This is a genomic window from Sphingomonas aerophila, from assembly GCF_014199305.1.
Classification (GTDB): domain Bacteria; phylum Pseudomonadota; class Alphaproteobacteria; order Sphingomonadales; family Sphingomonadaceae; genus Sphingomonas; species Sphingomonas aerophila.
In genome coordinates, this window is record NZ_JACIJK010000001.1 from 103102 (window position 1) to 127393 (window position 24292).

24 protein-coding genes are annotated in these 24292 nt (G+C 67.5%); 8 read left to right on the forward strand and 16 right to left on the reverse strand.

The features are described 5' to 3' along the window. Positions 1–379: 379 nt before the first annotated feature. The 6 genes from ftsH to ptsP form a co-directional block, all read right to left on the reverse strand. Complete coding sequence (ftsH, locus tag FHS94_RS00515) at positions 380–2353, reverse strand: ATP-dependent zinc metalloprotease FtsH (RefSeq protein WP_184053261.1); 1974 nt, start codon at positions 2351–2353, stop codon at positions 380–382. A gap of 88 nt (positions 2354–2441) precedes the next feature. Continuing rightward, complete coding sequence (locus FHS94_RS00520; protein WP_184053264.1) at positions 2442–2813, reverse strand: hypothetical protein; 372 nt, start codon at positions 2811–2813, stop codon at positions 2442–2444. 43 nt (positions 2814–2856) lie between these two features. Next, positions 2857–3876: a tRNA lysidine(34) synthetase TilS gene (gene tilS, locus FHS94_RS00525; RefSeq protein WP_343055101.1), complete on the reverse strand. Its 1020-nt coding sequence runs from the start codon at positions 3874–3876 to the stop codon at positions 2857–2859. Continuing rightward, a complete protein-coding gene (locus tag FHS94_RS00530; RefSeq protein WP_184053266.1) occupies positions 3854–4819 on the reverse strand; it encodes a tetratricopeptide repeat protein in 966 nt (321 codons plus the stop codon). The genes tilS and FHS94_RS00530 overlap by 23 nt, the downstream gene beginning before the upstream one ends. A 73-nt stretch (positions 4820–4892) precedes the next feature. Continuing rightward, a complete protein-coding gene (locus tag FHS94_RS00535) occupies positions 4893–5750 on the reverse strand; it encodes a helix-turn-helix domain-containing protein (RefSeq protein ID WP_246348271.1) in 858 nt (285 codons plus the stop codon). Between the two features lie 85 nt (positions 5751–5835). Next, positions 5836–8112 (reverse strand): phosphoenolpyruvate--protein phosphotransferase, encoded by a 2277-nt coding sequence (ptsP, locus tag FHS94_RS00540; RefSeq protein ID WP_184053269.1) that lies wholly within the window; start codon positions 8110–8112, stop codon positions 5836–5838. A 64-nt stretch (positions 8113–8176) separates the two neighbouring features. Here ptsP and FHS94_RS00545 point away from each other — a divergent pair, with 64 nt between their 5' ends. Next, positions 8177–9748, forward strand: coding sequence for a cation:proton antiporter (locus tag FHS94_RS00545; RefSeq protein ID WP_343055102.1), 1572 nt, complete (start codon positions 8177–8179; stop codon positions 9746–9748). 9 nt (positions 9749–9757) lie between these two features. Here FHS94_RS00545 and ruvB read toward each other — a convergent pair whose 3' ends face one another. From ruvB to FHS94_RS00570, 5 genes are read right to left on the reverse strand one after another with little or no spacing between them, the layout of a single operon-like run. Next, positions 9758–10780 carry a Holliday junction branch migration DNA helicase RuvB gene (ruvB, locus tag FHS94_RS00550; protein WP_184053272.1) on the reverse strand — a complete coding sequence of 341 codons (1023 nt, stop codon included), beginning with the start codon at positions 10778–10780 and terminating at the stop codon, positions 9758–9760. A gap of 56 nt (positions 10781–10836) precedes the next feature. Continuing rightward, entirely contained in the window at positions 10837–11487 is a 651-nt protein-coding gene (locus FHS94_RS00555) for a hypothetical protein (protein ID WP_184053275.1), read from the reverse strand. A gap of 43 nt (positions 11488–11530) precedes the next feature. Next, complete coding sequence (ruvA, locus tag FHS94_RS00560; protein ID WP_184053278.1) at positions 11531–12130, reverse strand: Holliday junction branch migration protein RuvA; 600 nt, start codon at positions 12128–12130, stop codon at positions 11531–11533. Beyond that, positions 12127–12636, reverse strand: coding sequence for a crossover junction endodeoxyribonuclease RuvC (gene ruvC / locus FHS94_RS00565; protein WP_184054358.1), 510 nt, complete (start codon positions 12634–12636; stop codon positions 12127–12129). Before ruvC ends, ruvA begins: the two co-directional genes overlap by 4 nt. Continuing rightward, entirely contained in the window at positions 12633–13376 is a 744-nt protein-coding gene (locus FHS94_RS00570; RefSeq protein ID WP_184053281.1) for a YebC/PmpR family DNA-binding transcriptional regulator, read from the reverse strand. The genes ruvC and FHS94_RS00570 overlap by 4 nt, the downstream gene beginning before the upstream one ends. 140 nt (positions 13377–13516) lie before the next feature. Between FHS94_RS00570 and FHS94_RS00575 the strand changes: the two genes are divergently transcribed. Together FHS94_RS00575 and FHS94_RS00580 are read left to right on the forward strand one after the other, a co-directional pair. After that, a complete protein-coding gene (locus FHS94_RS00575) occupies positions 13517–14989 on the forward strand; it encodes an ATP-binding protein (RefSeq protein WP_184053284.1) in 1473 nt (490 codons plus the stop codon). 43 nt (positions 14990–15032) lie between these two features. Next, entirely contained in the window at positions 15033–15665 is a 633-nt protein-coding gene (locus tag FHS94_RS00580) for a PilZ domain-containing protein (RefSeq protein ID WP_184053287.1), read from the forward strand. 11 nt (positions 15666–15676) lie between these two features. On the opposite strand, the gene FHS94_RS00585 is transcribed toward FHS94_RS00580, so the two are convergent. Both FHS94_RS00585 and FHS94_RS00590 read right to left on the reverse strand, forming a co-directional pair. Beyond that, positions 15677–15919 (reverse strand): DUF2312 domain-containing protein, encoded by a 243-nt coding sequence (locus FHS94_RS00585; protein WP_221234477.1) that lies wholly within the window; start codon positions 15917–15919, stop codon positions 15677–15679. A 161-nt stretch (positions 15920–16080) separates the two neighbouring features. After that, on the reverse strand, positions 16081–16377 hold the full coding sequence (locus tag FHS94_RS00590) for a DUF1244 domain-containing protein (RefSeq protein ID WP_184053292.1): 297 nt from the start codon (positions 16375–16377) through the stop codon (positions 16081–16083). A 73-nt stretch (positions 16378–16450) separates the two neighbouring features. On the opposite strand from FHS94_RS00590, the gene pyk reads away from it, so the two are divergent. Beyond that, a complete protein-coding gene (gene pyk, locus FHS94_RS00595; RefSeq protein ID WP_184053295.1) occupies positions 16451–17920 on the forward strand; it encodes a pyruvate kinase in 1470 nt (489 codons plus the stop codon). Beyond that, entirely contained in the window at positions 17917–20838 is a 2922-nt protein-coding gene (locus FHS94_RS00600; protein WP_184053298.1) for an insulinase family protein, read from the forward strand. Before pyk ends, FHS94_RS00600 begins: the two co-directional genes overlap by 4 nt. Here the strand turns inward: FHS94_RS00600 and FHS94_RS00605 are convergent. Further along, positions 20792–21433 (reverse strand): HAD family hydrolase, encoded by a 642-nt coding sequence (locus tag FHS94_RS00605; protein WP_343055103.1) that lies wholly within the window; start codon positions 21431–21433, stop codon positions 20792–20794. The two genes, FHS94_RS00600 and FHS94_RS00605, sit on opposite strands and share 47 nt — an antisense overlap. A 27-nt stretch (positions 21434–21460) precedes the next feature. Further along, on the reverse strand, positions 21461–21586 hold the full coding sequence (gene ykgO / locus FHS94_RS00610; RefSeq protein ID WP_184053301.1) for a type B 50S ribosomal protein L36: 126 nt from the start codon (positions 21584–21586) through the stop codon (positions 21461–21463). 145 nt (positions 21587–21731) lie between these two features. Between ykgO and FHS94_RS00615 the strand changes: the two genes are divergently transcribed. From FHS94_RS00615 to FHS94_RS00625, 3 genes are read left to right on the forward strand one after another with little or no spacing between them, the layout of a single operon-like run. Further along, positions 21732–22358 carry a DUF4136 domain-containing protein gene (locus FHS94_RS00615; protein ID WP_184053305.1) on the forward strand — a complete coding sequence of 209 codons (627 nt, stop codon included), beginning with the start codon at positions 21732–21734 and terminating at the stop codon, positions 22356–22358. Continuing rightward, positions 22355–23464 (forward strand): M14 family metallopeptidase, encoded by a 1110-nt coding sequence (locus FHS94_RS00620; RefSeq protein ID WP_184053308.1) that lies wholly within the window; start codon positions 22355–22357, stop codon positions 23462–23464. The genes FHS94_RS00615 and FHS94_RS00620 overlap by 4 nt, the downstream gene beginning before the upstream one ends. Beyond that, complete coding sequence (locus FHS94_RS00625; protein ID WP_184053311.1) at positions 23464–23919, forward strand: GNAT family N-acetyltransferase; 456 nt, start codon at positions 23464–23466, stop codon at positions 23917–23919. Before FHS94_RS00620 ends, FHS94_RS00625 begins: the two co-directional genes overlap by 1 nt. A gap of 6 nt (positions 23920–23925) precedes the next feature. Here the strand turns inward: FHS94_RS00625 and FHS94_RS00630 are convergent, their stop codons facing one another. Continuing rightward, positions 23926–24234, reverse strand: a complete 309-nt coding sequence (locus FHS94_RS00630) for a hypothetical protein (RefSeq protein ID WP_184053314.1) — start codon at positions 24232–24234, stop codon at positions 23926–23928. Positions 24235–24292: the final 58 nt, after the last annotated feature.

Here is a 24292-nt window from a genome sequence, read left to right on the forward strand (position 1 = left end):
GCTGAACTAGCGGGATGGGTCCGGGCCAATGCGTGAATGCTGGCTTGGAAGAGAGACCCCACGAAACGTCGCACGCTACCTCAGCAGAGCGCCGACAAGCTCATGAAAGTCTGACGGCAGGCTGGCAGATCAGGGACGATGCCACCAACAGCAAAGCAGGCCTCCAAAGCGCGGAGACGATTCGCCGACCGGCACGCGATTCCGGATCGCCATTTTGGCCGAACTTGTTCATCGCCTGGCGACCTACTGAGCCGAATGGAGTCTTCGGCATCCATGATCAGCGCCAGGCGCTCCGGCGTCCGGTTCCGCCCCAAACAAAACGGGGCGGCGGCATTCTTGTGCCACCGCCCCGCTCTGGGCCATCCTGGCCAATGGAAGTTCAGGCGCCGGCCGGGGCCGGGTTGCCGAACGGGCCAGCCGGACGCCGAGTCTTGGGAATCGACGTGCCCGCACGCGGGACGCTCGACTTGGGCGCCGACGGATCGGGCCGGCCCAGGTCCTCGCCCGCGATCAGCTTCTTGATCTCGTCACCCGACAGCGTCTCGTAATCGAGCAGCGCGCCGGCAAGCAGGTGAAGCTGGTCGACATTCTCGGTCAGCACATGCTTCGCACGGCTCAGGCCGCCCTCGACGATGCCCTTGATCTCGTCATCGATAAGCTGCGCGGTCGCGTTGGACATGCGGACCGGCTGCGAGGACGAATAGCCGAGGAACGACTCACCCTCAGGCTGCGCGTATTCGACCGGGCCCACCTTGTCCGACATGCCCCATTTTGTGACCATGTCGCGGGCAAGACCCGTTGCGTACTGGATGTCGCCGCTCGCGCCGGATGAAACCTTGTCGTAGCCGAAGATGATCTCCTCTGCGACACGGCCGCCCATCGACACCGCCAGGTTCGCGTACATCTTGTCGCGATGGTACGAATAGCTGTCCCGTTCCGGCAAGCGCATCACCATGCCCAGCGCACGGCCGCGCGGGATGATGGTCGCCTTGTGGATCGGATCCGACGCCGGCTCGTGCAGCGCGACGATCGCGTGGCCCGCCTCGTGGTACGCGGTCATCCGCTTCTCGTCCTCGGTCATGACCATGGACCGCCGCTCGGCCCCCATCATGACCTTGTCCTTTGCTTCCTCGAACTCGGCCATCGCGACCAGGCGCTTGCCCTTGCGGGCGCCCATCAGCGCCGCCTCGTTGACGAGGTTGGCGAGGTCCGCACCCGAGAAGCCGGGCGTGCCGCGCGCGATCACTCGGGCATCGACGTCGGGGGCCAGCGGCACCTTCTTCATGTGCACTTCAAGGATCTTGATGCGGCCCTCGATATCCGGGCGCGGCACCACGACCTGCCGGTCGAAGCGGCCCGGACGCAGCAGCGCGGGATCGAGCACGTCGGGGCGGTTGGTGGCCGCCACGATGATGATGCCCTCGTTCGCCTCGAAGCCGTCCATCTCGACCAGCAACTGGTTCAGCGTCTGCTCGCGCTCGTCATTACCGTTGCCCAGCCCTGCGCCACGATGGCGACCGACCGCATCGATTTCGTCGATGAAGACGATGCAGGGCGCCGACTTCTTGGCCTGTTCAAACATGTCACGCACGCGGCTCGCGCCGACGCCGACGAACATTTCGACAAAGTCCGAGCCCGAGATGGTGAAGAACGGCACGCCCGCCTCACCCGCGATGGCGCGGGCAAGCAGCGTCTTGCCGGTGCCGGGCGAACCGACCAGCAGCGCCCCCTTGGGGATCTTGCCGCCGAGGCGCGCGAACTTGGTGGGGTCCTTCAAGAACTCGACGATCTCGGTCAGCTCCTCGCGAGCCTCGTCGATGCCGGCGACGTCGTCAAAGGTGACCTTGCCTTCCTTCTGCGTCAGCATCTTCGCGCGGCTCTTGCCAAAGCCCATCGCGCCCGAGCCGCTCGACTTCTGCATCTGGCGGATCACGAAGAACGCGAGGCCGAGCATCAGCAGGAATGGCAGCGAATTGTAGAGGAGGACCATCCACATCGACGGGCCCTCTTCGGGCTTGGCTGCGATGGTGATGCCCTTGGAGCGAAGCTTGGGGACCAGCGTCGCGTCCTGGATCGGATAGGAGCGGAACTTGTCGCCGTTGGTCATCGTGCCCGAGATCAGGTCGCGGGAGATGTTGACGTCCTTGACCGTTCCCTCATCGACCTTGTCGAGGAAAGAGGAATACGGGATCGTCGTGCCGCCGGCCGCACTGGTACGTCCATCGATCATGGTCACGAACAGCGCCAGCGTGACCAGCACGCCGACCCAGATCAACAGGCTCTTCATCCAGGGATTGCCGCCGCCGGTCGGGCCGTTGCCGTCTGATCCGGGCTGCTTGTTGTCGTCGCTCATGGAACCCAAGATAAGCGACGCTGGGTTAATGGCAATGGAACGAGCGCGCGGATTCGGCAGCCGGTGCGCCTTTCACTGCGAGTGCGCGTCAGCGCTTTACAGCAGCCGTGCTGGCCACGGGTCGCGGCACCCAGATCGTGCAGGAGAGACCGGCGCTCGCGGGTGTGCCATCGGGCATTCGCACCCGCTTGAAGCAACCGCCAAGCGGGAACTCGCGACTTAGCCAGCGACCCTCGGGTGTGTCCTGCTCAAAGGACCTGATGTTCGCGCGTTCCAGGAACGCCCAGAGCTGCGCGGCTGAGTCGCCACTGCAGATATATTTGTGGCTGTCGTCCGTGTCGGTCACTTCCGCGTCCGCAACTGCATCTGCCAGGCACGCTTCCATCAGCCCGGGCACCCGTTCGGGAAACACGTTCGCGCCAGGGTCGGCGAATAGCAGGGCGGCGGCCAGGGTCAGCATATAGGGCTACCGTCATGCCGGTCGCGCTTCTCGCCCGCAACCATCAGAGTGGCCGCCGTGGCGGGGCGGCGGTGAACACCCATCCACCGCCCACGGCGTCGACCTTCACGCCCCCTTGCACGGCGGCGCTCCCAGCTTCCAGCGCGTCAAGCAGCGGTTCCACGTTCGCGCCCGCGCCGAAGGGCGGCTCCGTGACTGCCAGCGTTTCCCGCGTAGCCAGTATCGCGCGACGGATCAGGCGACGGCGCACCTCCCGCAGCTCGCGCTGAACGTCGAACGGCTGCCCGGGACCGCGCCAATGCTCATCCCATAGCCGCTGGACGAGGCGCTCGATCACCGTTTCGGCATCGCCAAGATACTTGGCCGATGCGGCGAGGCGCACTGGATCGAGCTCGGGCGCGCCCCCCAGCAACGCACGAATGCGCGAGCGGTCGTGCCGTGAGTCCATGTTCGACGGGTCCTCGACCCAGGGCAGCCCGGCCGCCTCGACCACGGCGCGCAGTTCGCTCCGCCGCCAGTCGAGCACCGGGCGGAGAAGGACCATGTCGCCCATGGGCTGAGACGCCCTGATCCCTGCCAGCCCTGCGAGCCCCGACGCCCGGTTCAGGCGCATCAGCAGCGTCTCCGCCTGATCGTCCGCATGATGCGCGGTCAGCACAAGCGCCAGGCCCTGCTTTGCCGCCCAGGCCTCGATCGCGGCATAGCGCGCCTCCCGTGCCCGCGCCTGCAGGCTGCTGCCGGCAATGGGGCGGCCGGGCGTCAGGGTTGCATGAGGGACGCTCAACGCGGCGCAGGCGTCCGCAACCATTGCCGCCTCCGCCCGTGATTCTGGTCGAAGCTCGTGGTCGACCGTGACCGCTACGATCCGGCCGGAGCACGATACGGCGGCCAGTGCCAGCAACGCCATGCTGTCAGGCCCGCCGGAAACGGCGATCACGAACCTGGCGCTCTCAACTCCGCTTTCGGCCGCACCCGCCCAGACGCGGTTCAGACCCCGCTGGAACCGCTCAAGGACCGCCCCGGGCAGTCGGCCGGTCAGCTCACTGGCACTTGGATGCGACACGACCCCGCGCAATGTCGGCCTTCATCCCCGACGAGATCTTTGTCCCGTACACATCGGTCAGCTCGCCATACACCTTGCAGGCATCGGCAGGCTTGTTGAGCTTGGTCAACGACTGCGCCAGGTAATAAAGGCTGTCCGGCGCACGCTCCCCGTCGGGCATCTTCTTGTAGTTGTCATAGAAGGCCATGGACGCGAGGCTCGGCTTGCCCTCGTCCAGATAGGCGCGGCCAAGCAGGTTTTGCGCATAGCTGGCGCGCTTGTGCTTGGGATAATCGGCGACGACCTTCTTCAGCTGCGCTTCCGCTTCGGGGTAGCGCTTCGCCGCCCACAGGCGATAGCCATACATATACTCGTCCTCGGCCGCATTGCCCGTGGACGGCTTTTCAACGGCAGCGCCCGCGGTCTTGGTTCCGCTCGCGGATGCCGTGGAGGCCGCGGGCACGGCCGGCTCAGGCGTCGATGTCGGGCGGGTGGTGCCACGCGCCGGGCGGGTGGACGCCGGTGCCGCCTCGTCGTCCGGGACAAATGCCGCATCGCCTCCCGGTGCCGCGGTCCCGGCGGCATTCACCCCCGAAAGCCGCTCGTCGGTGCGCCGCTTGTACGCGTCGAACTGTTCCTGCAGCTGGCGCAGGCGAAAGCTGTTCTGCTCCACCTGACCGGTCATGGTCGCAACCTGGCGCTCAAGCGATCCGACCCGCTCAGTCAGGTCGGCCACGGCGCTGGTGGCGGGGCTACCGGGCGCGGGCTCATTGGCCGGTGTTGCCGGGGCGACATCGGGCAGGACCAGCGAACCGGCACCGCCCGGAAATACTTTGCGCTGCACCGCGCGCATTTCGCCCTCCAGCTTGCTGACGCGGCCGTCCAGGTTGGCGGCACGGTCCTGAGCAAGGGCGGCAACGGGAAGAAGAAGGCCGGCAACGGCCAGCAGCAACGGCGTACGCATCAGGATCACCCCCCGGTGACGGGTTTAATTCGGCCCGTATAGCGCAGCGTTGCGCCCCCGCCAGCCTTCACGATCAGTCGTTTGCAGCGGGCGACGAACCAGCAACGGCAGCGCCGCTGCCGGCCGATAGCGTCGTGGTCGCCCCAGACGCCGCCGCACCTGACAGGCGCGCCGCGATCGAGGCGGCATCGACACGGACGTCCTTGATCGGCCGCGCACCCGAGCCGAGTGGCGGCACTGCCGATCCGTTGAGCGTCACCTGAAGCTTGTCGGGGCGGCCAACATTGATCTTGGGCTCACGCGCACCCGCGGGAACGTCAAAGCGGTCACCCTGCTTCATGGTGCCCTGGTACAGCGTCTTGTTCTCGGCGTCATAGACCCGCAACCAGACCTCGTCGGTGGCGGCCAGCGTCACTTGTCCACCGGTCGGAACGGCGGGACTGGCCGCTGGCACCGGTGCCGATGCGACTGGGCCAGCCGGTGCTGGCGTATCGGCGCGGCCAGGCTCGCCACTGCGGGTCCAGCCGCTCCCGAACCACAACAAGGCGAAAACCAGAACAGCAAGCGCCGCGCCGATGCCCAGGATCGCCACACCGCGGCTCGGCACCCGCGCCGGGTCCGCGACTTCATAGGGCGTGTAATCGGTCTGACGCCGGCCAAGCGAGGCGACTTCCGTTCGGATGCGGCTGCCAACGGCGACCTCGTCCGCGCCAACTGCCCGCGCGAACGCCTTGGCAAACCCGACCGCATAGGTGGGAGATGGAAGCTGGGCGTAATCGGACGCTTCGATCGCCTGCAGGTGGCGCAGCGGCACGCGGGTACGGGCGCCCACCTCGTCCAGCGTCAATCCTCGCGCCTCGCGCGCGGCGCGCAACATTTGCCCTCCGGTAGCGGGCGTCGGCACTGGGCTGGGGCCGGCGGCGTCGGTCATCGAGTAAACAACTCCTTGTAGCGTTCACCATGGTCCGCCGCGCCGAGGCCTGTCAACGCGCTCACCGGTGCGGCTCGTCGCCGTCTCAGGCCAGTTCGACGCCCTGTTGCTCGGCCCAGGCAGTCAGAGGCGCGCGCAGATCCCGCGGCGGTCGCACCAGCAGCTCGTCCATAAAGTCCTTGAGAGCGCCATAGTTCAGGCTGCGTACCATGGCCTTGACCGGTCCCACTGCGGCGGGGGTGATCGACAGCCGGTCGATGCCCAGGCCCATCAGCGCCATGGCCTCCAACGGCCGCCCGCCCATCTCACCACACACGGCCAGGTTCACCCCTGCCTCTCGCGCGGGTCCGACGATGCGGCGGATAAAGCGCAGGATGGATGGGCTGAGCCAGTCGTAACGCTCGGCGAGCTTGGGATTCGCGCGGTCGGCGGCGAACAGGAATTGGGTGAGGTCGTTGGTCCCGATCGACAGGAAGTCGAGCTTTGGCAGCAGGAGGTCCAGCTGCTCGGCCAGGGCGGGCACTTCCAGCATCGCGCCATAACGGATCTCGATCGGCAGTCGCTTGCCCCGCCCCGCCAGAAACGTGCGTTGCGCATCGAACAGCGCGCGGGCCTCGTCGAACTCCCAGGGTTCGCTGACCATCGGGAACATGACGTTGAGCGTGCGGCCCGCGGCGGCCTCGATCAGCGCGCGCGCCTGGGCCTTCATCAATCCGTCTCGCTCCAGGGACAGGCGCAGCGCGCGCCAGCCCATGGCCGGGTTTTCTTCATCGGCGCCGTCATGCTGAAGATAGGGCAGTGCCTTGTCGCCGCCGATGTCCACCGTGCGAAAGATCACCGGCCGCTCACCCGCTGCTTCCAGCACCTCGCGGTACAGGCGCTGCTGGCGCTCTCGCTGCGGCAACGTCGCCGACACCAGGAACTGGAACTCGGTGCGAAACAGGCCGATCCCGTCCGCCCCCGTCAGGTCGAGCGCGGCGACATCGTCCCGCAAGCCCGCATTGACCATCAGCGTCAGCCGATGGCCGTCGCGGGTTTCGGGCGGCAGGTCGCGCAGGGCGGCGAACGCCGCTCGCCGCTTTTGCCGAAGCGCCAGCCGCGCCTCGAACGCTTCCTCCATGCCCGTTGACGGCCGCACGAACACGTTGCCCTCTCCGACATCGAGCAGCAGCAGGTCGCCTTCGACGATCAGCCGCTTCACGTCGCGCACCCGGCCCAGCACCGGCACACCCATGGCGCGCGCAACAATGGTGACGTGCGCGGTCAGCGACCCTTCCTCCAGGATCACCCCCTTCAGCCGCCGCCGGTCATATTCCAGCAACTCGGCCGGACCCAGGTTGCGCGCGATCAGGATCGTGTCCTGGCGAAGCCCCAATTGCGCCGCGGTTCCCATCTGCCCCGACACGATGCGCAGCAGCCGGTTGGACAGGTCCTCCAGGTCGTGCATGCGGTCGGCCAGCAGGGGGTCGGAGATCTGGCGCATCCGCTGGCGGGTGCGCTGCTGCACACGCTCGATCGCAGCCTCCGCGGTCAGTCCTGAATCGATCGCCTCGTTGATGCGCCTGGCCCACCCCTCGTCATAGGCGAACATCTTATAGGTCTCGATGACCTCGACATGCTCGCCTGCGACGCCAAACTCTGCTTCGCGCGCCATGCGGTCGATCTGTTCGCGCATCTTGTCGAAGGCAGCGTAGACCCGGTGACGTTCGGCGTCCGTGTCCTCGGCGACCGTATGCTCGATGGTGACGCGTGGCTGGTGGAATACGGCAAAGCCAGCTGCCATCCCGTCGACCAGCTTCTGCCCCGCGATCCTGACGGCAGCGGTGGACGCCGCCGGGCGCGTGGTGCCGGGGCCGCCCTCGTCGATCAGGCCGGCGTTCGCGATCAGCTCCGACAGGACCATCGCAACGGTCTGCAGCGCTTCTATTTCGACATCGGCATAACGGCGCGGCTCGGAATGCTGGACCGCCAGCACGCCCACCGCCCGTTCGCGCCGGATGATCGGCACGCCAGCAAAGCTGTGGAAACGTTCTTCGCCGGTTTCGGGCTTGTAGGCGAAGTCGGGATGGCTCGCCGCCTCGTCCAGGTTCAGCACTTCGGTGTTCTGGGCGATGGTCCCGACCAACCCCTCTCCCAAGGCCAGCTTGGTCACGTGCACCGCCGCCTGGTCCAGCCCGCGGGTCGCGAACAACTCCAGCACGCCTTCGCGCAGGAGGTAGATCGAGCACACCTCGCTGGTGATCGCTTCGCCGATGATCTGGGTTACGCTGTTCAGCTTGGCCTGGGCAGGCGTTCGGCTGGCCATCACATCGTGAAGGCGGGTCAGGATTTCGCGGGCGGAGGCGGCGGCCGAGGCTGGCATGAACGATGGCTAGCAGGTCGCAAGCGGCGGCGTCACGCAGCAAATCTGCTGGAACGCAAAGCCCGTGACGTGGCCGGCTCCCCGCTGGTACAGCGGCAACCTGATGACGATGTTCGAAAGCCTGCTGCTGCTGCTGCTCGCAGCCATCGTGCTTCTGCAGGTCGCGCGGCGCGTGGGTCTGCCCTATCCTGCGATGCTGGCGCTGGCGGGCGTGGCGTTCGCCTTCGTCCCCGGTGCGCCAACGCTTCGGATCGAGCCCGAAACGGTGCTGGCCCTGTTCATCGCGCCGGTGTTGCTCGATGCGGCGTATGATTTTCCGCTCGGCGCCGCCAGTCGACTGTGGCGCCCGCTCGCGATCATGGTGCTGGGCGCGGTGCTGGTCACCACGGCGGTGGTCGCGACCATCGGCTGGGCCTTTGCAGGGCTGCCGATCGCCGCCGCGATCGTACTCGGCGCGATCGTTGCGCCGCCGGACGCCGCCGCGGCCACAGCCGTCGCGGGCACGGTGACGCTGCCGCGCCGCACGGTCGCCGTGCTGAAGGGCGAAAGCCTGTTGAACGACGCCACGGCGCTTCTGCTCTTTTCCGGTGCGCTGGCGATCCAGACCGCGGACGGGTCCGCCGGGCAGGTCGCCTTGCGCCTGGTACTTGCAGTGCCAGGCGGCCTGCTGCTCGGCGTGGCGAGCGGCTGGGTGGTCAAGCGGGTCAGCCGGTACGTCGCGGGGACGCTGGGCGGCAACCTGTTCCAGTTCGTCGCCGCGTTCGGCATCTGGCTGATCGCCGAGCATCTCGAGTTGTCCGCCGTGCTCGCCGTGGTGGCGAGTGCCGTGGTGATCGCGCGTGGGCAGGATGGCGTCGAGTCACCCCGCATGCGCGTCCACAGCTTTGCCGTCTGGGCAACGGTGGTGTTCCTCCTCAACGTCCTCGCCTTCATGCTGATGGGCATGCAGGCGCGCGCGATCCTGGGGCGGCTGGACGGGCGGGCCTGGGACGATCTCGAGCTGGTCGGCCTCGTCATTGCGGGCGTGGTAGCGTCCCGGTTCGCGGTGGTGATGGCCTGGAACTACGCTTCGCGGCACTGGCGGCGGGTACGTGGCTCGCTGGATGCGCCGACCATCGGGCAGGGCGTCGTTGTCAGTTGGGCAGGGATGCGGGGGCTGCTGTCGCTGGCCACCGCCTTTGCCCTGCCGGCGAACTTCCCGCAGCGCGACCTGGTGGTGTTGACCGCCTTCGGCGTGGTGCTGGCCACGCTCGTATTTCAGGGCATGACGCTGGCGCCGCTGGTCAGACTTTTCAAGCTCGACCGGATGGAGGATCCGCAGGCCGAACTCGCCGAGGCGCGACGGCGGCTGACCGATGCGGCGCTTTCCAAGCTGGACGACCTGCCCGACGGCGATGGGCTACGCGCGACCTACCAGGCAAAGCGCGCGGCTCACGACGATCCAGAGCGTGCGGCGTGGCTCGATCGGCAGCGCCAGGCGGGACTGGCCGTGGTGGCCGCGCAGCGAGAGGCGCTCGACGACCTGCGCGAGGACGGGCAGATCGGCTCCGAAACGTTTTTCCAGCTTCAGGAAGAGCTCGACTGGCGGGCGCTGACCCTATTGCCCGACGAGGAACGCCGGATCGAGGAAGCCTGACCGGCCTTCTCAGCCGTCGAACAAGCCGTCCTGCGAGCCTGTCGGCGGGCTCAGGCCCAGGTGCTTCCACCCGCCCGCGTTCAACATGCGCCCACGCGCCGTGCGGGCGACCAGGCCCAGTTGGATCAGATAGGGCTCGATCACTTCCTCGATGGTGTCGCGCGGCTCGCTCAGCCCCGCCGCCAGCGTTTCAACGCCCACCGGGCCGCCCCGATACACATCGGCGATCATGTGAAGGTAGCGCCGGTCCATCGCGTCGAGGCCCATGCTGTCGACCTCCAGCCGGTTGAGCGCGCGGTCCGCCACTGGCCGGTCGACCACTTCGGACCCGGCAACGTCGGCAAAATCCCGCACGCGGCGCAGCAGCCGGCCGGCGATACGCGGCGTGCCACGCGATCGGCGCGCGATCTCCTTTGCGCCGTCAGGAGCGATGCCAAGCCCGAGCAGCCCGGCCGCGCGGGTCACCACGCGCTCCAGTTCGTCGACCGAGTAGAATTGCAACCGGACGGGGATGCCAAAACGATCGCGCAACGGGGTGGTGAGCAGCCCTTGCCGTGTCGTCGCGCCGACCAGGGTGAAGCGGGGCAGATCAATACGCACCGACCGCGCTGACGGCCCTTCCCCGATCATCAGGTCGAGCGCGCGATCCTCCATCGCGGGGTAGAGCACCTCCTCGACCGCGGGCTGAAGCCTGTGGATCTCGTCGATGAACAGGACGTCGCCGTCCTCCAGGTTGGTCAGCAGCGCGGCCAGGTCGCCGGACTTGGCGATCACCGGCCCCGATGTCGCGCGAAAGCCTACCCCCATCTCTCGTGCGATGATCTGGGCGAGAGTCGTCTTGCCGAGCCCCGGCGGGCCAAAGAACAGCACATGGTCCAGCGCGTCCCCGCGCCCTTTCGCCGCCTCGATGAACACGCGCAGATTCTCGCGGGCGGCCTTTTGCCCGACGAAATCGTCCAGGCTCTTGGGGCGAAGCGCCGCGTCGACGTCCTCGGGCCGGCGGGACGGGGTCAGGAGGCGATCGTCAGTCACCCCGCCCCCGTACCCTTGGGCGGACGGTGCCGTCGAGGGGTAGTGCGGCGATACTGCTAGCCGAAGGTCACATTGATCGGCCGGGTCGCCGCTGCATTCCCTTCAAAGGCACTGGCGGCATACGGACCTTCGCGGTCGACCCAGTGCAGGAACAGGTGCGCCGACCAGCCATTCGGGTTGGGCGTGGTCCGGCCGTGCCGGTGGTTCACGCCGCGATACACGACCGCATCGCCCGGCTGCATCGCGACCGCGTCGAACGGCTCGTCAAACTGGTCGGTCATCTGCGCCAGCGGCTCCGCCCGGTGCTCGCGCCCGATCTCCAGGTCCCACGGCACGCCGTCGCTATAGTCCAGCGTCAGGGACAGGCTGTGCTCGCACGCGTGGCGATCACTGTGGACGCGACAAACATCCCCTTCGCGATAGATGCGGAAGTAATTGTAGGTCGGCAGCAACGGCCGACCCGTCAGTTGCTCCATCACTGGCGTCAGCCCCCACAACAGCATCAGCATCGGCCGATAATGATAGCCGTAGAACTCGATGGCCTCCCGCTTCAGCACGGCCGAAGCCGCGGTCTGGCTACCGAGCGGCGTGCCCGCCGCCTTCATGTCGGCGTCGATCTGCTGCAGGAAGGCGTTGGCGACCTCCCGCGACAACAGGCCTTCGATCAGCGCGTAACCCTGATCGGCATAGCTACCCTGCACCTTCATTGCGTCGCCCTGTCGAAGTCCCCACGCGGGAGTTGGCACGGCCTCATTTCGCCGCCTTGCGCAGCGCCAACCGGACCAGCGCGTCGAGCGTGGCGCCAGGGCCGAGATCTTCTTCCGCCGCGCCTACTGCGCTTGCCGCTTCCGCCGGCCGGAATCCGAGGTTGAGCAGCGCCGACACCGCATCCGCGGCCGCGCCGACCGGCAGCGCCTGAGCCGCCGCCGCCGGACCCAGCGCGGGGATCGCGCCGACCTTGTCCTTCAGCTCGCGCACGATCCGCTCGGCAAGCTTGGGGCCAACGCCATTGGCGCGGGCGACATTCGCCTTGTCCTGCGCCGCGACCGCGCGCGACAGCTCGGCAGGCTCCAGCACCGACAGGATGGCGAGGGCCACGCGCGCGCCGACGCCCTGCACGCCCGTCAACAGCCGAAACCAGTCGCGCTCTTCAGGCCGCGCAAAGCCGACGAGGCGGATGAAATCCTCGCCCACCAGCGTTTCGGTAAACAGCGTCGCCGCCTCGCCCGCGCGTGGCAGCGAGGCCAGCGTGCGCGCGGACGCACCCACTAGGTAGCCGACCCCGCCGACGTCGATCACCGCGTGATCGATGCCGGTCGAGTCTAGCCGGCCCTTCAGATGCGCGATCATGCGCCCACTCCTGCCACGCGCCGGGCCCGGGCATGGGCGCTCGCGAGGTGGTGCGCATGGGTGATCGCCACCGCCAGCGCGTCCGCCGCGTCCGGCCCCGCCAGCTTCACGCCGGGCAGAAGGTGCCCGACCATCGCCTGGATCTGTCGCTTTTCCGCGCCGCCGGTGCCGACCACCGCCTTTTTGACGACACTTGGATGATATTCGCCCACGGTCAGCCCGGCCGTGGACGCGGCGAGCAGCACCACGCCGCGCGCCTGGCCCAGCTTCAGCGTCGATTGCGGGTTGGTGTTGCCCAGCACCTCTTCAGCCGCGGCCGTGTCTGGCCGCTCGGTGCGAATCACCTCGCCCAGTGCCTCGAACAGGTTCGACAAGCGGCGCGGCAGCGGCATGGAGGGGTCGGTCTTCACCTGTCCGTTTGCGACATGGCGCAGCCGGTTGCCTTCTGCGGCGATCACCCCCCAGCCCGTGGTGCCCAGGCCCGGATCGAGGCCCAGGATAATCAGCCGAGCTTCTCCATGATCTCGTCCGAGACTTCGTAATTGCCCCAGACCTGCTGAACGTCGTCATCGTCGTCCAGCGCGTCGATCAGCTTCAGCAGCGTTGCCGCCTCGCCCTCGCCGACGCTCACCATCGTTTGCGGACGCCAGGCGAGCTTAGCGCCTTCCGCCTCGCCCAGCACGGGCTCCAGCGCCTTGGCGACTTCGTGCAGGTCGCCCTGCTGGGTCCAGATCTCGTGACCGTCCTCGCCGGACGTCACGTCCTCCGCGCCGGCCTCCAGCGCCGCCTCGAACACCTTGTCGGCGTCTCCGGCGGTTGCGGGATAGCTGATCAGCCCGACCCGGTCGAAACCATGGCTGACCGCGCCGGACGCGCCGAGGTTGCCGCCGTTCTTGGACACGATCGTGCGCACGTTGGTCGCGGTGCGATTACGGTTGTCGGTCAGCGCTTCGATGATCAGGGACACGCCACCGGGACCAAAGCCCTCGTAGCGGATCTCTTCATAGTTTTCCGTGTCGCCCTTGCTCGCCTTGTCGACCGCACGCTGGATATTGTCCTTGGGCATGGACTGCGCCTTGGCGGCGTTGATCGCGGCGCGCAGGCGCGGGTTCATGTCGGGATCCGGCATGCCCATCTTGGCCGCCACCGTGATTTCGCGGGAGAGCTTGGAAAACATGCCCGAGCGCTTTTTATCCTGCGCGCCCTTGCGGTGCATGATGTTCTTGAACTTGGAATGGCCTGCCACGGTGATCTTTGCCTGCGCGAGTTGCGGGAAAGCGCGGGCTCTATCCCAGCGAACGGGGCGGGGGCAACCGGAACGGGGCCAGCAAGCGATCACAAGCGCTTGCCCGCCCCCCGCCCCATCGGGCAAGGGTGCCTGCAATCATGACCGTTCGCGTAGACATGGGCTCCGACGAGCGCGGCGCCCCCGTTCTCATCGACCTCGAAGAACTGCTCGCCACCCGGTTGCTCGTTCAGGGCAATTCGGGGTCGGGCAAGTCGCACCTGTTGCGTCGGCTGCTGGAACGCTCTGCCGGACAGGTGCAGCAGGTGGTGATCGACCCGGAGGGCGACTTCGTCACCTTGTCGCATTACGGCCATGTCGCCGTTGAGGCAGCCGACTACAGCGAACGCGAGATCGCCCGCGTTGCCGCCCGTTTGCGCGAACACCGCGCCTCCGTCGTCCTGAGTCTTGAAGGGCTGGAGGCGGAAGGGCAGATGCGCTGCGCCGCCGCCTTCCTCCAGGCGATGTTCGATGCACCCCGCGAACATTGGTACCCTGCGCTGGTCGTGGTGGACGAGGCGCAATTGTTCGCGCCCAGCGCCGGCGGCGAAGTGGCCGAGGAAGTGCGGCGCGCCTCCTTGTCCGCGATGACCAACCTGATGTGCCGCGGCCGCAAGCGGGGCCTGGCCGGCGTGATCGCGACCCAGCGCCTTGCGAAGCTTGCCAAGAACGTCGCGGCCGAGGCCTCCAATTTCCTGATGGGGCGTACCTTTCTCGACATCGACATGGCCCGCGCCGCCGACCTGCTCGGCATGGAGCGACGTCAGGCGGACGCGATTCGCGACCTGCCGCGCGGCACCTTCCTGGCGCTCGGGCCTGCCGTGTCGCGCCGGCCGCTGTCCGTGCGCATCGGCACCGTGGAAACGGCCGCTCGTTCGTCCAGCCCCAAGCTGACGCCATTGCCCACCGCGCCCGCGGGGGACCTGCAGCAACTGCTGTTCGCCGAGCCTGAGCCAGAGCTCGCGCCGACCCTGCCCATGACCTTCGACTCGCGCCCCCGCCGGGTGCCTGCCGACGAGCTGGAACAGGCGATCGCGCGCCCAGCGCAGCCGACCACCGCCGCCCCGCCTCCGCCAGCCAAGTCGTCGGAGGAGGAGGCCGCGATCTATTCAGACGCGCTCGCCGCGATCGTCTCGGACGACGAGGCGGAGGGGCGCCCGGCGGCCGTGCTGTTTCAGGATTTCCAGGTCCGCTGTCGGATGGCGGGGCTGGCACGCCCGGCGCTCGACCTGTCAGGCTTCACCCGGCGCCTGTTCGCCGCACGTGCGGGCGTACTCGATCCCGATGCGGAGGATTGGCAGGAGGCGATGGCGCTGGCGGCGACCTTGCCCGATGACATGCTCGGCGCCTTTCTTCTTGTCGCGCGGGCGGCTCGTGACGGGGAACCGTGCCCGCCGGACGAGGCGATCGCGCGCGCTTATGGCACCCAGTCGTTGGGCCGCGTCCGTCGGCTGATGAGCTATATCGAGCAACGCGACCTGTTCGTGACCCGCACCGACCTGTCGGGCAAACGGTCCATTGCCATTCCGCGCCTGGGCTGGTGCACGGCCGCCGCAGACGTCGCGCCCGCCTAGCGCAACAGTTTATCAACGATTCAGCATTAGGCGTGGCTGTATCATGGCCATACCTGTCGCTTCTCCAAATTCCGACCGGCGTGGCGCGCTGCGCCATCCGGTCATCGTTCCGGGCGTGGTGTCGCACCCCGGCCGCGCCGATGTGATGGTCACGGTGGTCGACATCTCCGATTCGGGTGCCCAGATCGAACGCACCGCGGAGTTTGCGACCGGCGCACTGATCCAGCTGAGCTTTGCCGGTTTCGCGCCGGTCAACGCCGCGATCAGGTGGACGTCGCCCAGGGCCTATGGGCTCCAGTTCGATTCGCCCATCCACCAAGCCCTGGTCGAACGCGTGGTGCAGATCGGCCGGGGTCGTCGCCGCTCACCGCTCCTGCTCACCCCTGCGCTGGTCCGCCGTGAGGAGCGCGAGCGCTTGTGGCACGTCAGCCTCGCCGTGCATCTGGAGGATCCGGCCGGCGCCCGCCCGTTTGCGGGCATGCTTTCCGACCTGTCTGTTGACGGGTGCCGCGTCGCTTCCGCGATCGCGGTCCTGCCCGGCTGCGCCCTGACGGTCACAGTGCCGGGGCTGGAGCCGCTTACCGCCACCGCGCGCTGGTGCACCGACGGCGTGATCGGGCTGGAGTTCAGCCAGCCGCTCGATCCTGCCCTGGTGGAACGGATCGCGCGCGGCTGACCAACCCGCGTTCAGATCATGCCGAGCGCCTGCATATAAACCTGGAGGATCGATTCCTCCTCCTGGTACTCTTCCTTCTTTTTCTTGCGGATCGACAGGATCTTGCGGATCGCCTTGGGGTCGTACCCGCGGCCCTTGGCCTCGGCCATCACGTCCTTGATGTCGTCCTGGATGCCCTTTTTCTCTTCCTCGAGGCGCTCGGCGCGCTCGATCAGCAGGCGCAGTTCTTCCGCGGCGACGTGACCGCCGCCCATGCCTTCGTTTCGTTCTTCGCGATCAGACGCCATGAAATACTTCCCCTCGCCGACGCGCCGTCAGGGCGCGCCGCCTCCCTCGCTCGATAAAGTAGAATCGCACGCCGGCATGCCGGCGGCAGGGGCGCGGCTCTAAAGGTTAAGGCCGCGCCGCTCAACCCTCAGGCCGGCGCGTTCTTCTTCATGCTCTCGGCCATGCGCGCGAGCTGTTCGGGCGTTGCCTCGCCCTGATGGCGCGCCTTCCACTCGGCCTGCGGCATGCCATAGACCACCTCTCGCGCAGCGTTCTTGTCCATCTGCCCCGCCTCGGCGATCCAGTCGCCCAGGCAGTTGCGGCAGAAGCCCGCCAGGCCCATCAGGTCGACGTTCTGCGCGTCCGTTCGATGGCGCAAATGCCGGACCAGCCGCCGGAACGCCGCCGCTGCCACCGCGTCATCAATTGCATCCAGTTGGTCCATTAGCTGTCTCCGCGGTTGATCGCCGCGCATTAAGGGCTAGAGGCTCACGCGCGAAGTACCCCCAGGAGTGTTCATGACCAAGGCCATCGCCCCCCGCGCGCGCAAAGTGCGCGTGCTTGCGACGCTGGGTCCCGCCAGCAACTCGGCCGAGATGGTCGCCAATCTGTTTCAGGCAGGTGCGGACGCGTTTCGGATCAACATGAGTCATGGCGACCAGGCGTCCAAGGTAGAAGTCGTTCAGGCGATCCGCGCGCTGGAAAAGCGTTTCGGCCGCCCATCCACCATCCTTGCCGACCTGCAAGGGCCAAAGCTGCGCGTCGGGCGGTTCGCCGAAGGCCGCGTGGTGCTCGAAACCGGCAAGACCTTTGTTCTCGATCGCGACGCGACGCCGGGTGATGAAACCCGCGTAGAACTGCCTCACCGCGAGATTTTTGAGGCGATCGAGCCGGGTGCACGGCTGCTGCTGGACGACGGCAAGCTGGTGTTACGCGTGATCGAACATAACGCGGATCACATCACCACGCGCATCGAAGTCGGCGGCCCGTTGTCGAACAACAAGGGGCTGAACGTTCCCGACGTGGTGTTGCCCATGGCGGCGCTGACCGAAAAGGATCGTTCCGACCTCGCCTTTGCGGTCGACCAGGGTGTCGACTGGATCGCCCTGTCGTTCGTGCAACGGCCCGAGGACCTGGCCGAAGCGCGCAAGCTGATCGGCGGCAAGGCGGCACTGCTCGCCAAGATTGAGAAGCCCGCCGCGATCGAGCGCCTCGAGGAAATCATCGAGCAGTGCGACGGCGTCATGGTCGCCCGCGGTGATTTGGGCGTCGAGCTGCCGCCCGAATCGGTGCCGCCGCTTCAGAAGCGAATCGTGGAAGTGTCGCGGCGCATGGGCCGGCCCGTGGTGGTCGCGACCCAGATGCTTGAATCGATGATCACCAGCCCCTCGCCCACCCGGGCCGAGGTGTCGGACGTCGCCACCGCGATCTATGACGGCGCGGACGCGATCATGTTGTCGGCCGAAAGCGCGGCGGGCCAGTGGCCAACCGAGTCGGTGTCGATGATGAACGCGATCGGCGTGTCGGTTGAAAGCGACCCGATGCACGGCGATCGGGTCCACTTCACCGTGACCCGCCCCGACCCGACCACCGCCGACGCGCTGGCCGAAGCGGCAAAGACGATCGCGTCCACCGTGTCGGCAAAGGCGATCATCTGCTTTACCTCGTCGGGCTCCACCGCCCGGCGCGTGGCGCGTGAACGGCCGCCGGTGCCCATCATGGTGCTGACCCCGCGTCAGGATACTGCGCGGCGTCTCGGGCTGTTGTGGGGAACACACGCCGTGCACACCCGCGACGTCGAGTCGTTCGAGGAGATGGTGGCCAAGTCGAAGCGCATGGCGCTGCGTCATGGCATCGCGAAGGCTGGCGATCAGGTCATCCTGATGGCGGGTGTTCCGTTCCGCACGCCAGGCTCGACGAACGTGCTGCATGTCGTCCGGATCATCGGCGACGAGTTGAACGGCTACACTCACTCGACCGACGCGTGATACGCACCGGGGCCGCTTTCCTGGCGGCCCTGGCGCTGCTGGGGGCAAGCGCAACAGCAAGGCAGTCCGGCTCCGGGCCGCAGGCGAGCGGGCCTGTAGCGCCCGCCGCCTCGCCTGTTGCGACGATCCAGGCTGCGCCCGGCGCGCCCGCCGCGACCAGTTGGCAACATGCGGGCAGTGACATTCCCGCCGACCCCGCCTGGCGCACTGGCACCCTGCCCAACGGGTTGCGCTATGCGGTGCGCCGCAACGCCCGGCCGCCGGGCAGCATCTCCGTGCGGATCCGGATCGATGCTGGCGGGCTGATGGAGGAGGAAGCCGAGCAGGGCTGGGCGCACCTCCTCGAACACATGACATTCCGTGGGACCGCGACTGTCCCGGATGGCGAGGGCATCCGTATCTGGCAGCGTCTGGGCGCGCGGTTCGGCGCAGATACCAACGCCTTCACCAGCCTTCGCTCGACCAGCTATGTGCTCGACCTGCCCCGTGCCGACGCAGAGTCCTATGCACAGGCACTGCGGGTCATGGCCGAGATGATGCAGAGCGCGCGGATCGATGCAAAGCTGCTCGCCACGGAGCGGCAGGTAGTGGCCGCAGAAGGTGCCCAGCGCCGATCGCCACTTGCCCGCGAGCTCCAGGACGCCAGCCGTGCCTTGTTCCTAGCCGGCACCCGCGCCGGCAAACGCGACATCATCGGCTCTCCCGAAACGCTCGCCAATGCCACGGCCGATCGGCTGCGCGCCTTCTACAAGCGCTGGTATCGCCCCGAACGGGCCGTTGTGGTCGTGGTCGGGGACGCCGACCCGGCCTTGCTCGAAACGGAGGTCCAGCGCGCCTTTTCAGGATGGACGGCTGACGGAAAGCCACCGGTCGAGCCCGACTATGGCCCGTCCACCACGCCGGCCAAACCAGTGCTCGCCGTCACCGATCCACAGGCGGCAAACACCGATTCGCTTGGCTGGGTCGCCCGCCATGACGACGCGCCGGTTACGATCGCAGAGGTGCAGCGGCAGTTGGTCGAGTCGGTCGCACTCGGGATCGTGAACCGCCGATTTGCCGCTGCGGAGGAGTCCGGCGGCGCGCTGGTCGATGCCAGCGCCGGCCTGTCGCGCGGCCGGCATGTGGGGGACCAGTTGACCGTCAGCCTCCTGCCCCGGCCGGGACAGAACCGAGCCGCACTGGATCAGGTCTTTGCCATACTCAACGCGCTGCGAGCCACGCCACCGACGGAAGCGGAAGTGGAGCAGGGCCGCGCAGGCCTGCGCCGCAGTGCCGTCGACCGGGTCACCCTGCGCACCTCGGTCACGTCCGGCGGGCTGGCAAACCAGTTCGTGGCGGATGTCGACAGGGGCGATGTCACCGCCGACCCGCGATTCTACCTCGAAACCCTGAAAGCGTTTGAGCGCGCGATCACGCCGGACGCGGTGAACAAGGTGCTGGTCGAACTGCTCGCACCCCCGCCCCGCCTGCTCCGCGCCACCACCGATCCCGCACTCGCGGCAAGCGCCGCCGCCGACCTTGCAGCCGCGCGTCAGGCCGCGGCGGCAAAGGACGTCGCGGTTCGCGCGATGTCGCTCAGCGAGCTGCCTTCGCCGGGCGTGCCCGGCACAGTGATTTCGCGTAGCCGGATCGACGATCTGGACATCGATCGCGTCCGCTTCGCCAATGGCGTGACACTCGACTTCAAGAAGACGGGCTTTGAACGCAACACCGTGCGCGTCTCGGTACGCGTGGGCCGCGGATTGCTGGCCCAGGCACCCAACGATCCCGGCCTGTTCTGGACCTCCGGCGCGCTCGGCGCGGCCGGATTCGGTCCGTTCACCCGTGAGGAACTGGCGCGGCTTGCGGCGGGCCGCCGGGTCAGCTTCTCGATCGGCTCCGGCCTCGACGGCATCGGGCTGGCAACCGCGACCAGCCGCGGCGACCTGGCCGACACGCTACGGCTGATGACGGGCGCGCTGACGCAGATGCGCTATGCCGAGGGGCCGGTGGCGCGCATCCGCGACGGTAACGCCGCAACCTATGCCAGCCTCTACAGCCAGCCCGGGTCGGTGCTGTCGGCATTCGGTGCGCCTTATCTGTACGGGGGCGACACCCGATTCCGGGGTGTTCCCCCGCTGGCCGAGATCGAGCGCCTGAAGCTGGCCGATGTCACCCGTTTCTGGACCGGCCAGCTGGCGCAGGGGCCGATCCGCGTGAGCGCCGTCGGGGACCTCGACGCCGACGCGCTGATCGCGGCGGTGGCGCGCACCTTTGGCGCGCTGCCGCCCCGTCCCGACCAGCCGGTCGATCCGGCCTACACGGCGGTGCGCCCCACGCCGCCGCCGGGCGGGGCCGCCATTCTGCACCATCGTGGCGCCCCCGATCAGGCGTCGGTCGCTCGCGTGTTTCCGGTGCTCGGCTATCGCCAGGAGGTCCAGGTCGGCCGCGCACTGGGGCTGGCAGCAGCCATCGTACAGGACAGGCTGACCAGCGAGTTCCGCGAAACTGAAGCTGGCACCTATGCGCCCAGCGCGTCCGTGTCGCAGATCCGCGATCTGCCGGCCTACGGCACCTTTGTCGCGGGCGCGCAGCTGAAGGTGGACCGGATCGCCGACTTCGATCGCGCGCTGGCGCGCATCCTTGCCGATTTGGCCGCCAACGGCCCCGATGCGGACGCACTGGAACGGGCAAGAACCACCGCGATCGCCACCATCGAGCGCGCCCGCGCCAGCGACAATGGTTACTGGCTGGGCCTGGTCGCCAACAGCATCGATGATCCTCGGGATCTGGAGGCCGTGCGAACCGCTATTCCGGGCCGAAAGGCGCTGACCGTGGCAGACATCCGCGCGGCAGTTACCCGTTACCTGACGCCGGGCAAGAGCTTCGCGATCAACGTGCTGCCGGCAGCAGCCCAAATCGCGCCAGCTCGTCCCTGAGCGCTTCCGCCCCGCGGAACTCGACCGCGTGCATCCCGACGCCACGCGCGCCCTCCACGTTGTCGGCGCGGTCGTCGATGAACAGGGTGTCGCCGGCGTTCAGCCCCCAGCGGTCGAGCGCGAGGTGATAGATCGGGGCGTGCGGCTTCACCATCTTCTCGTCGCCCGACACGACGATGCCACGGAACCGGTCGAACATCGCGGCTTCACGCGCGCGGAACGGCGGCCAGAACTCGTGGGAGAAATTTGTGATCGCGTATAGCGGCACACCCGCCCCGTGCAGTTCGTCCACCAGCGCTGCCATGCCCGGTACCGTGCCCGTGATCGTTTCCGCGAATCGCGGGCCCCACTGCGCGATCAGCGCGGCATGGTGGGGGTGTTGGGCGACCAGCTCCGCCGACGTGTCGGAAAAGTCGCGGCCCTCATCATGCTGGAAATGCCATTCCTTGGTGACGACATCACGCAGGAACGCGTCCAGCGCCCGATCGTCCTCGATCAGGCGCTGGTACAGGAACCGTGGGTTCCAGTCATACAGGACGTTGCCGACGTCGAAGACGACGATCGACGGCCGGCCGATACCTTCATGCTCCCGCACTGCCTGAAGCCGCGCAGGAGAGTCGGATCAGCCCTGGCGCGCCTTGAAGCGACGCTGCGTCTTGTTGATCACATAGGTGCGGCCACGACGGCGGATCACGCGGTTATCGCGATGACGATCCTTGAGCGACTTCAGCGAATTGACGATCTTCATGGCTGTAGTTCTTTATGGATGTGGCCGAAGCCGGAAAGCAGCGCCGCCTAGCCAGCAGGCCGTTGCAAGTCAAGGTGACGAGCCGGACCCGAACCGGATTCAGAGCGTTTCCCTGCTGTAACAATTATCAAGGAACCAGGACCAGATGCTCCGCCTGCCCGTAATCCGTGGCGCTGCCGCACTCGCCGCGCTGACCCTGGGCCTGTCTTCCTGCGCGACCACGGCATCGCTGCCCCCCACTCAGGTGGTCCGATACCATGTCGACCGGCCGATCGAGCGCGGCACGGTATCGGTGGAGCCGCTCGCGGGTGGTCCAGCGCCATCGCTTGAGTTCCAGGCCTATGCCGCAGCGGTGCAAGCGGAGATGATTCGCAACGGTTATTCGCTCCCCGCGCCCGGCGCCCAGGCGGACTATGTCGCGGTGGTCGATTTCCGCCGCACCACGGTGGAAGGGCCGCAGCGGCGCTCGCCCATCTCCATCGGCGTTGGCGGGGGCGGATTTTCGGGCGGACATCGGGGCGGCGGGGTCGGGCTTGGTGGCGGCCTGTCCTTTCCGCTGGGCCGCAGTCGCAGCCAGCAACTCCTGTCGACCGAGATGCACGTCCTGATCAAGCACCGCGCGGACCAGGAGCAGCTGTGGGAAGGCAATGCCCGCACATTGGCCGACCTTCGCGCGCCCGAAGCCACCGCCGATGGACAGGCCCGCAAGCTCGCCGCCGCGCTGTTCACCGGCTTCCCCGGCGTCTCGGGTCGCACTATCGAGGTCAAATGAGCATAACGATCGACGCCGCCTTCGATGGCGGCAACATCCGTGTCGTCCGGATCGAGGGCGACACGGTGGACCTGGAAATCGTGCGCGATCACGCGTCGGACTTTTTTCAATGGTTCTATTTCCGCGTAGCGGGCGCTCGCGGACGCGACCTGACCTTTCGCATCGTCAACGCCGGCGAATCGGCTTATCCGTTCGGCTGGCCCGGTTATCAGGTGCGCGCCTCCATCGATCGGGAATCGTGGCGCATGTCACCGACCCGCTATGCGGAGGGCGTGCTCGAATGGTCGTGGAACTCGGACAGCCAGCTTGCCTGGTTCGCCTATTTCGCGCCGTACACGATGGAACAGCACCACGCGCTGGTCGCCCGCGTGGCTACACGGCCGGGGGTCGAGCATCGCGTGCTCGGCACCACGCTCGACGGTCAGCCGATCGACTATTTCCGCCTTGGTTCGGGGCCAAAACAGGTGTGGCTCTATGGTCGCCAGCACCCGGGCGAATCGATGACCGAATGGTGGATGGAGGGCGCGCTCGACTGGCTCACTGGCGATGCAGCAGCCAGCCTGTTGGCTGCGGCGACGGTGCACGTCGTGCCCAACATGAACCCCGATGGCACCCGTCGCGGGCACCTGCGCACCAATGCCGCAGGCGTGAACCTCAACCGCGAATGGCACGCCCCTTCACTCGAGCGCAGCCCCGAAGTGCTGTGCGTCCGTGACGAGATGGACCGCACGGGGGTCGATTTCGCGATCGACGTCCATGGTGACGAGGCGATCCCTGCGAATTTCATCGCCGGCTATGAAGGCATTCCGTCCTGGTCCGACGACCATGGCGCCAAGTTCTACGCGTTCGGCGACCGGCTCGCGGAACACACGCCCGACTTCCAGGTCGGCCGTGGTTATGAAAAAGCGAGCGCCGGCAACGCCAATCTGTCCATGTCGACCAACCAGCTGGCCGAGCGATTCGGCGCGGTATCGGTGACGCTGGAGATGCCGTTCAAGGACCATGATCCAAACCCCGATGCCGAGTTCGGCTGGAGCCCGGAGCGATCGCAGAGGCTTGGCGTCGCCTGCCTGGAGGTGCTTGCCGGGATGATCGGCGAGATCTGATGGAGGTCCGTCACGGCGGAGTCGATCACCCGGCGGTACGCGAGCTTGTCGCGCTGCACCGCCGGGAAGCGCTGGCATCAACACCAGCCGACAATGCTCATGCCCTCGACCTGTCCGGGTTGCAGGGCCCGGCCGTCACTTTCGTCACCGCATGGGACGGCGCGCACCTGCTCGGCATGGCGGCGTTGCGCGACCTGGGTGACGGCCATGCCGAACTGAAATCGATGCGGACGCATCCCGATCACCTGCGTCGCGGGGTGGCCCGCGCGCTCCTCGCCCATGTCCTCGCACTGGCTCGCGAACTGGGTCACCGCCGGCTCAGCCTGGAAACCGGCACCGCGCCCATGTTCGATGCCGCCAACCGGATGTACGAGGCCGCCGGCTTTACCGATGGCGAGCCGTTCGGGGGTTACCCGCCCAGCCCGCACAACCGGTTCATGACCTTGGCGCTTTGACGCGCGTCAGTCCTCGACGGTGACGCGCGGGATACCGCGCACGACCACGCCACGCTCGGCCATTTCCTTGCGGAAATCATGGCCGGCATCCGCGACCTCGCGATGGTATTCCGCCCAGGCATCTTCCCGGCTCGCCGCGTCATCGGCGCGGGCCAGGTCTTTGCGAAGCTCACGCCGCGCTTCGCTCAGGTCCGTCTTGTAATCGAGGTAGAAGTGGTTGCTGTCCGAAAACACTGGCCCACGATACCGGCCGGCCATTGCCGGGGCAGCAAGCACGACGCTCGCGGTGGTCAGGGCAAGAACGGTCCTGAACATGACGCATACTCCTTCAACAACGACGTGTCGTGAAGGAGGAACCGGCATCGGGCGTGCC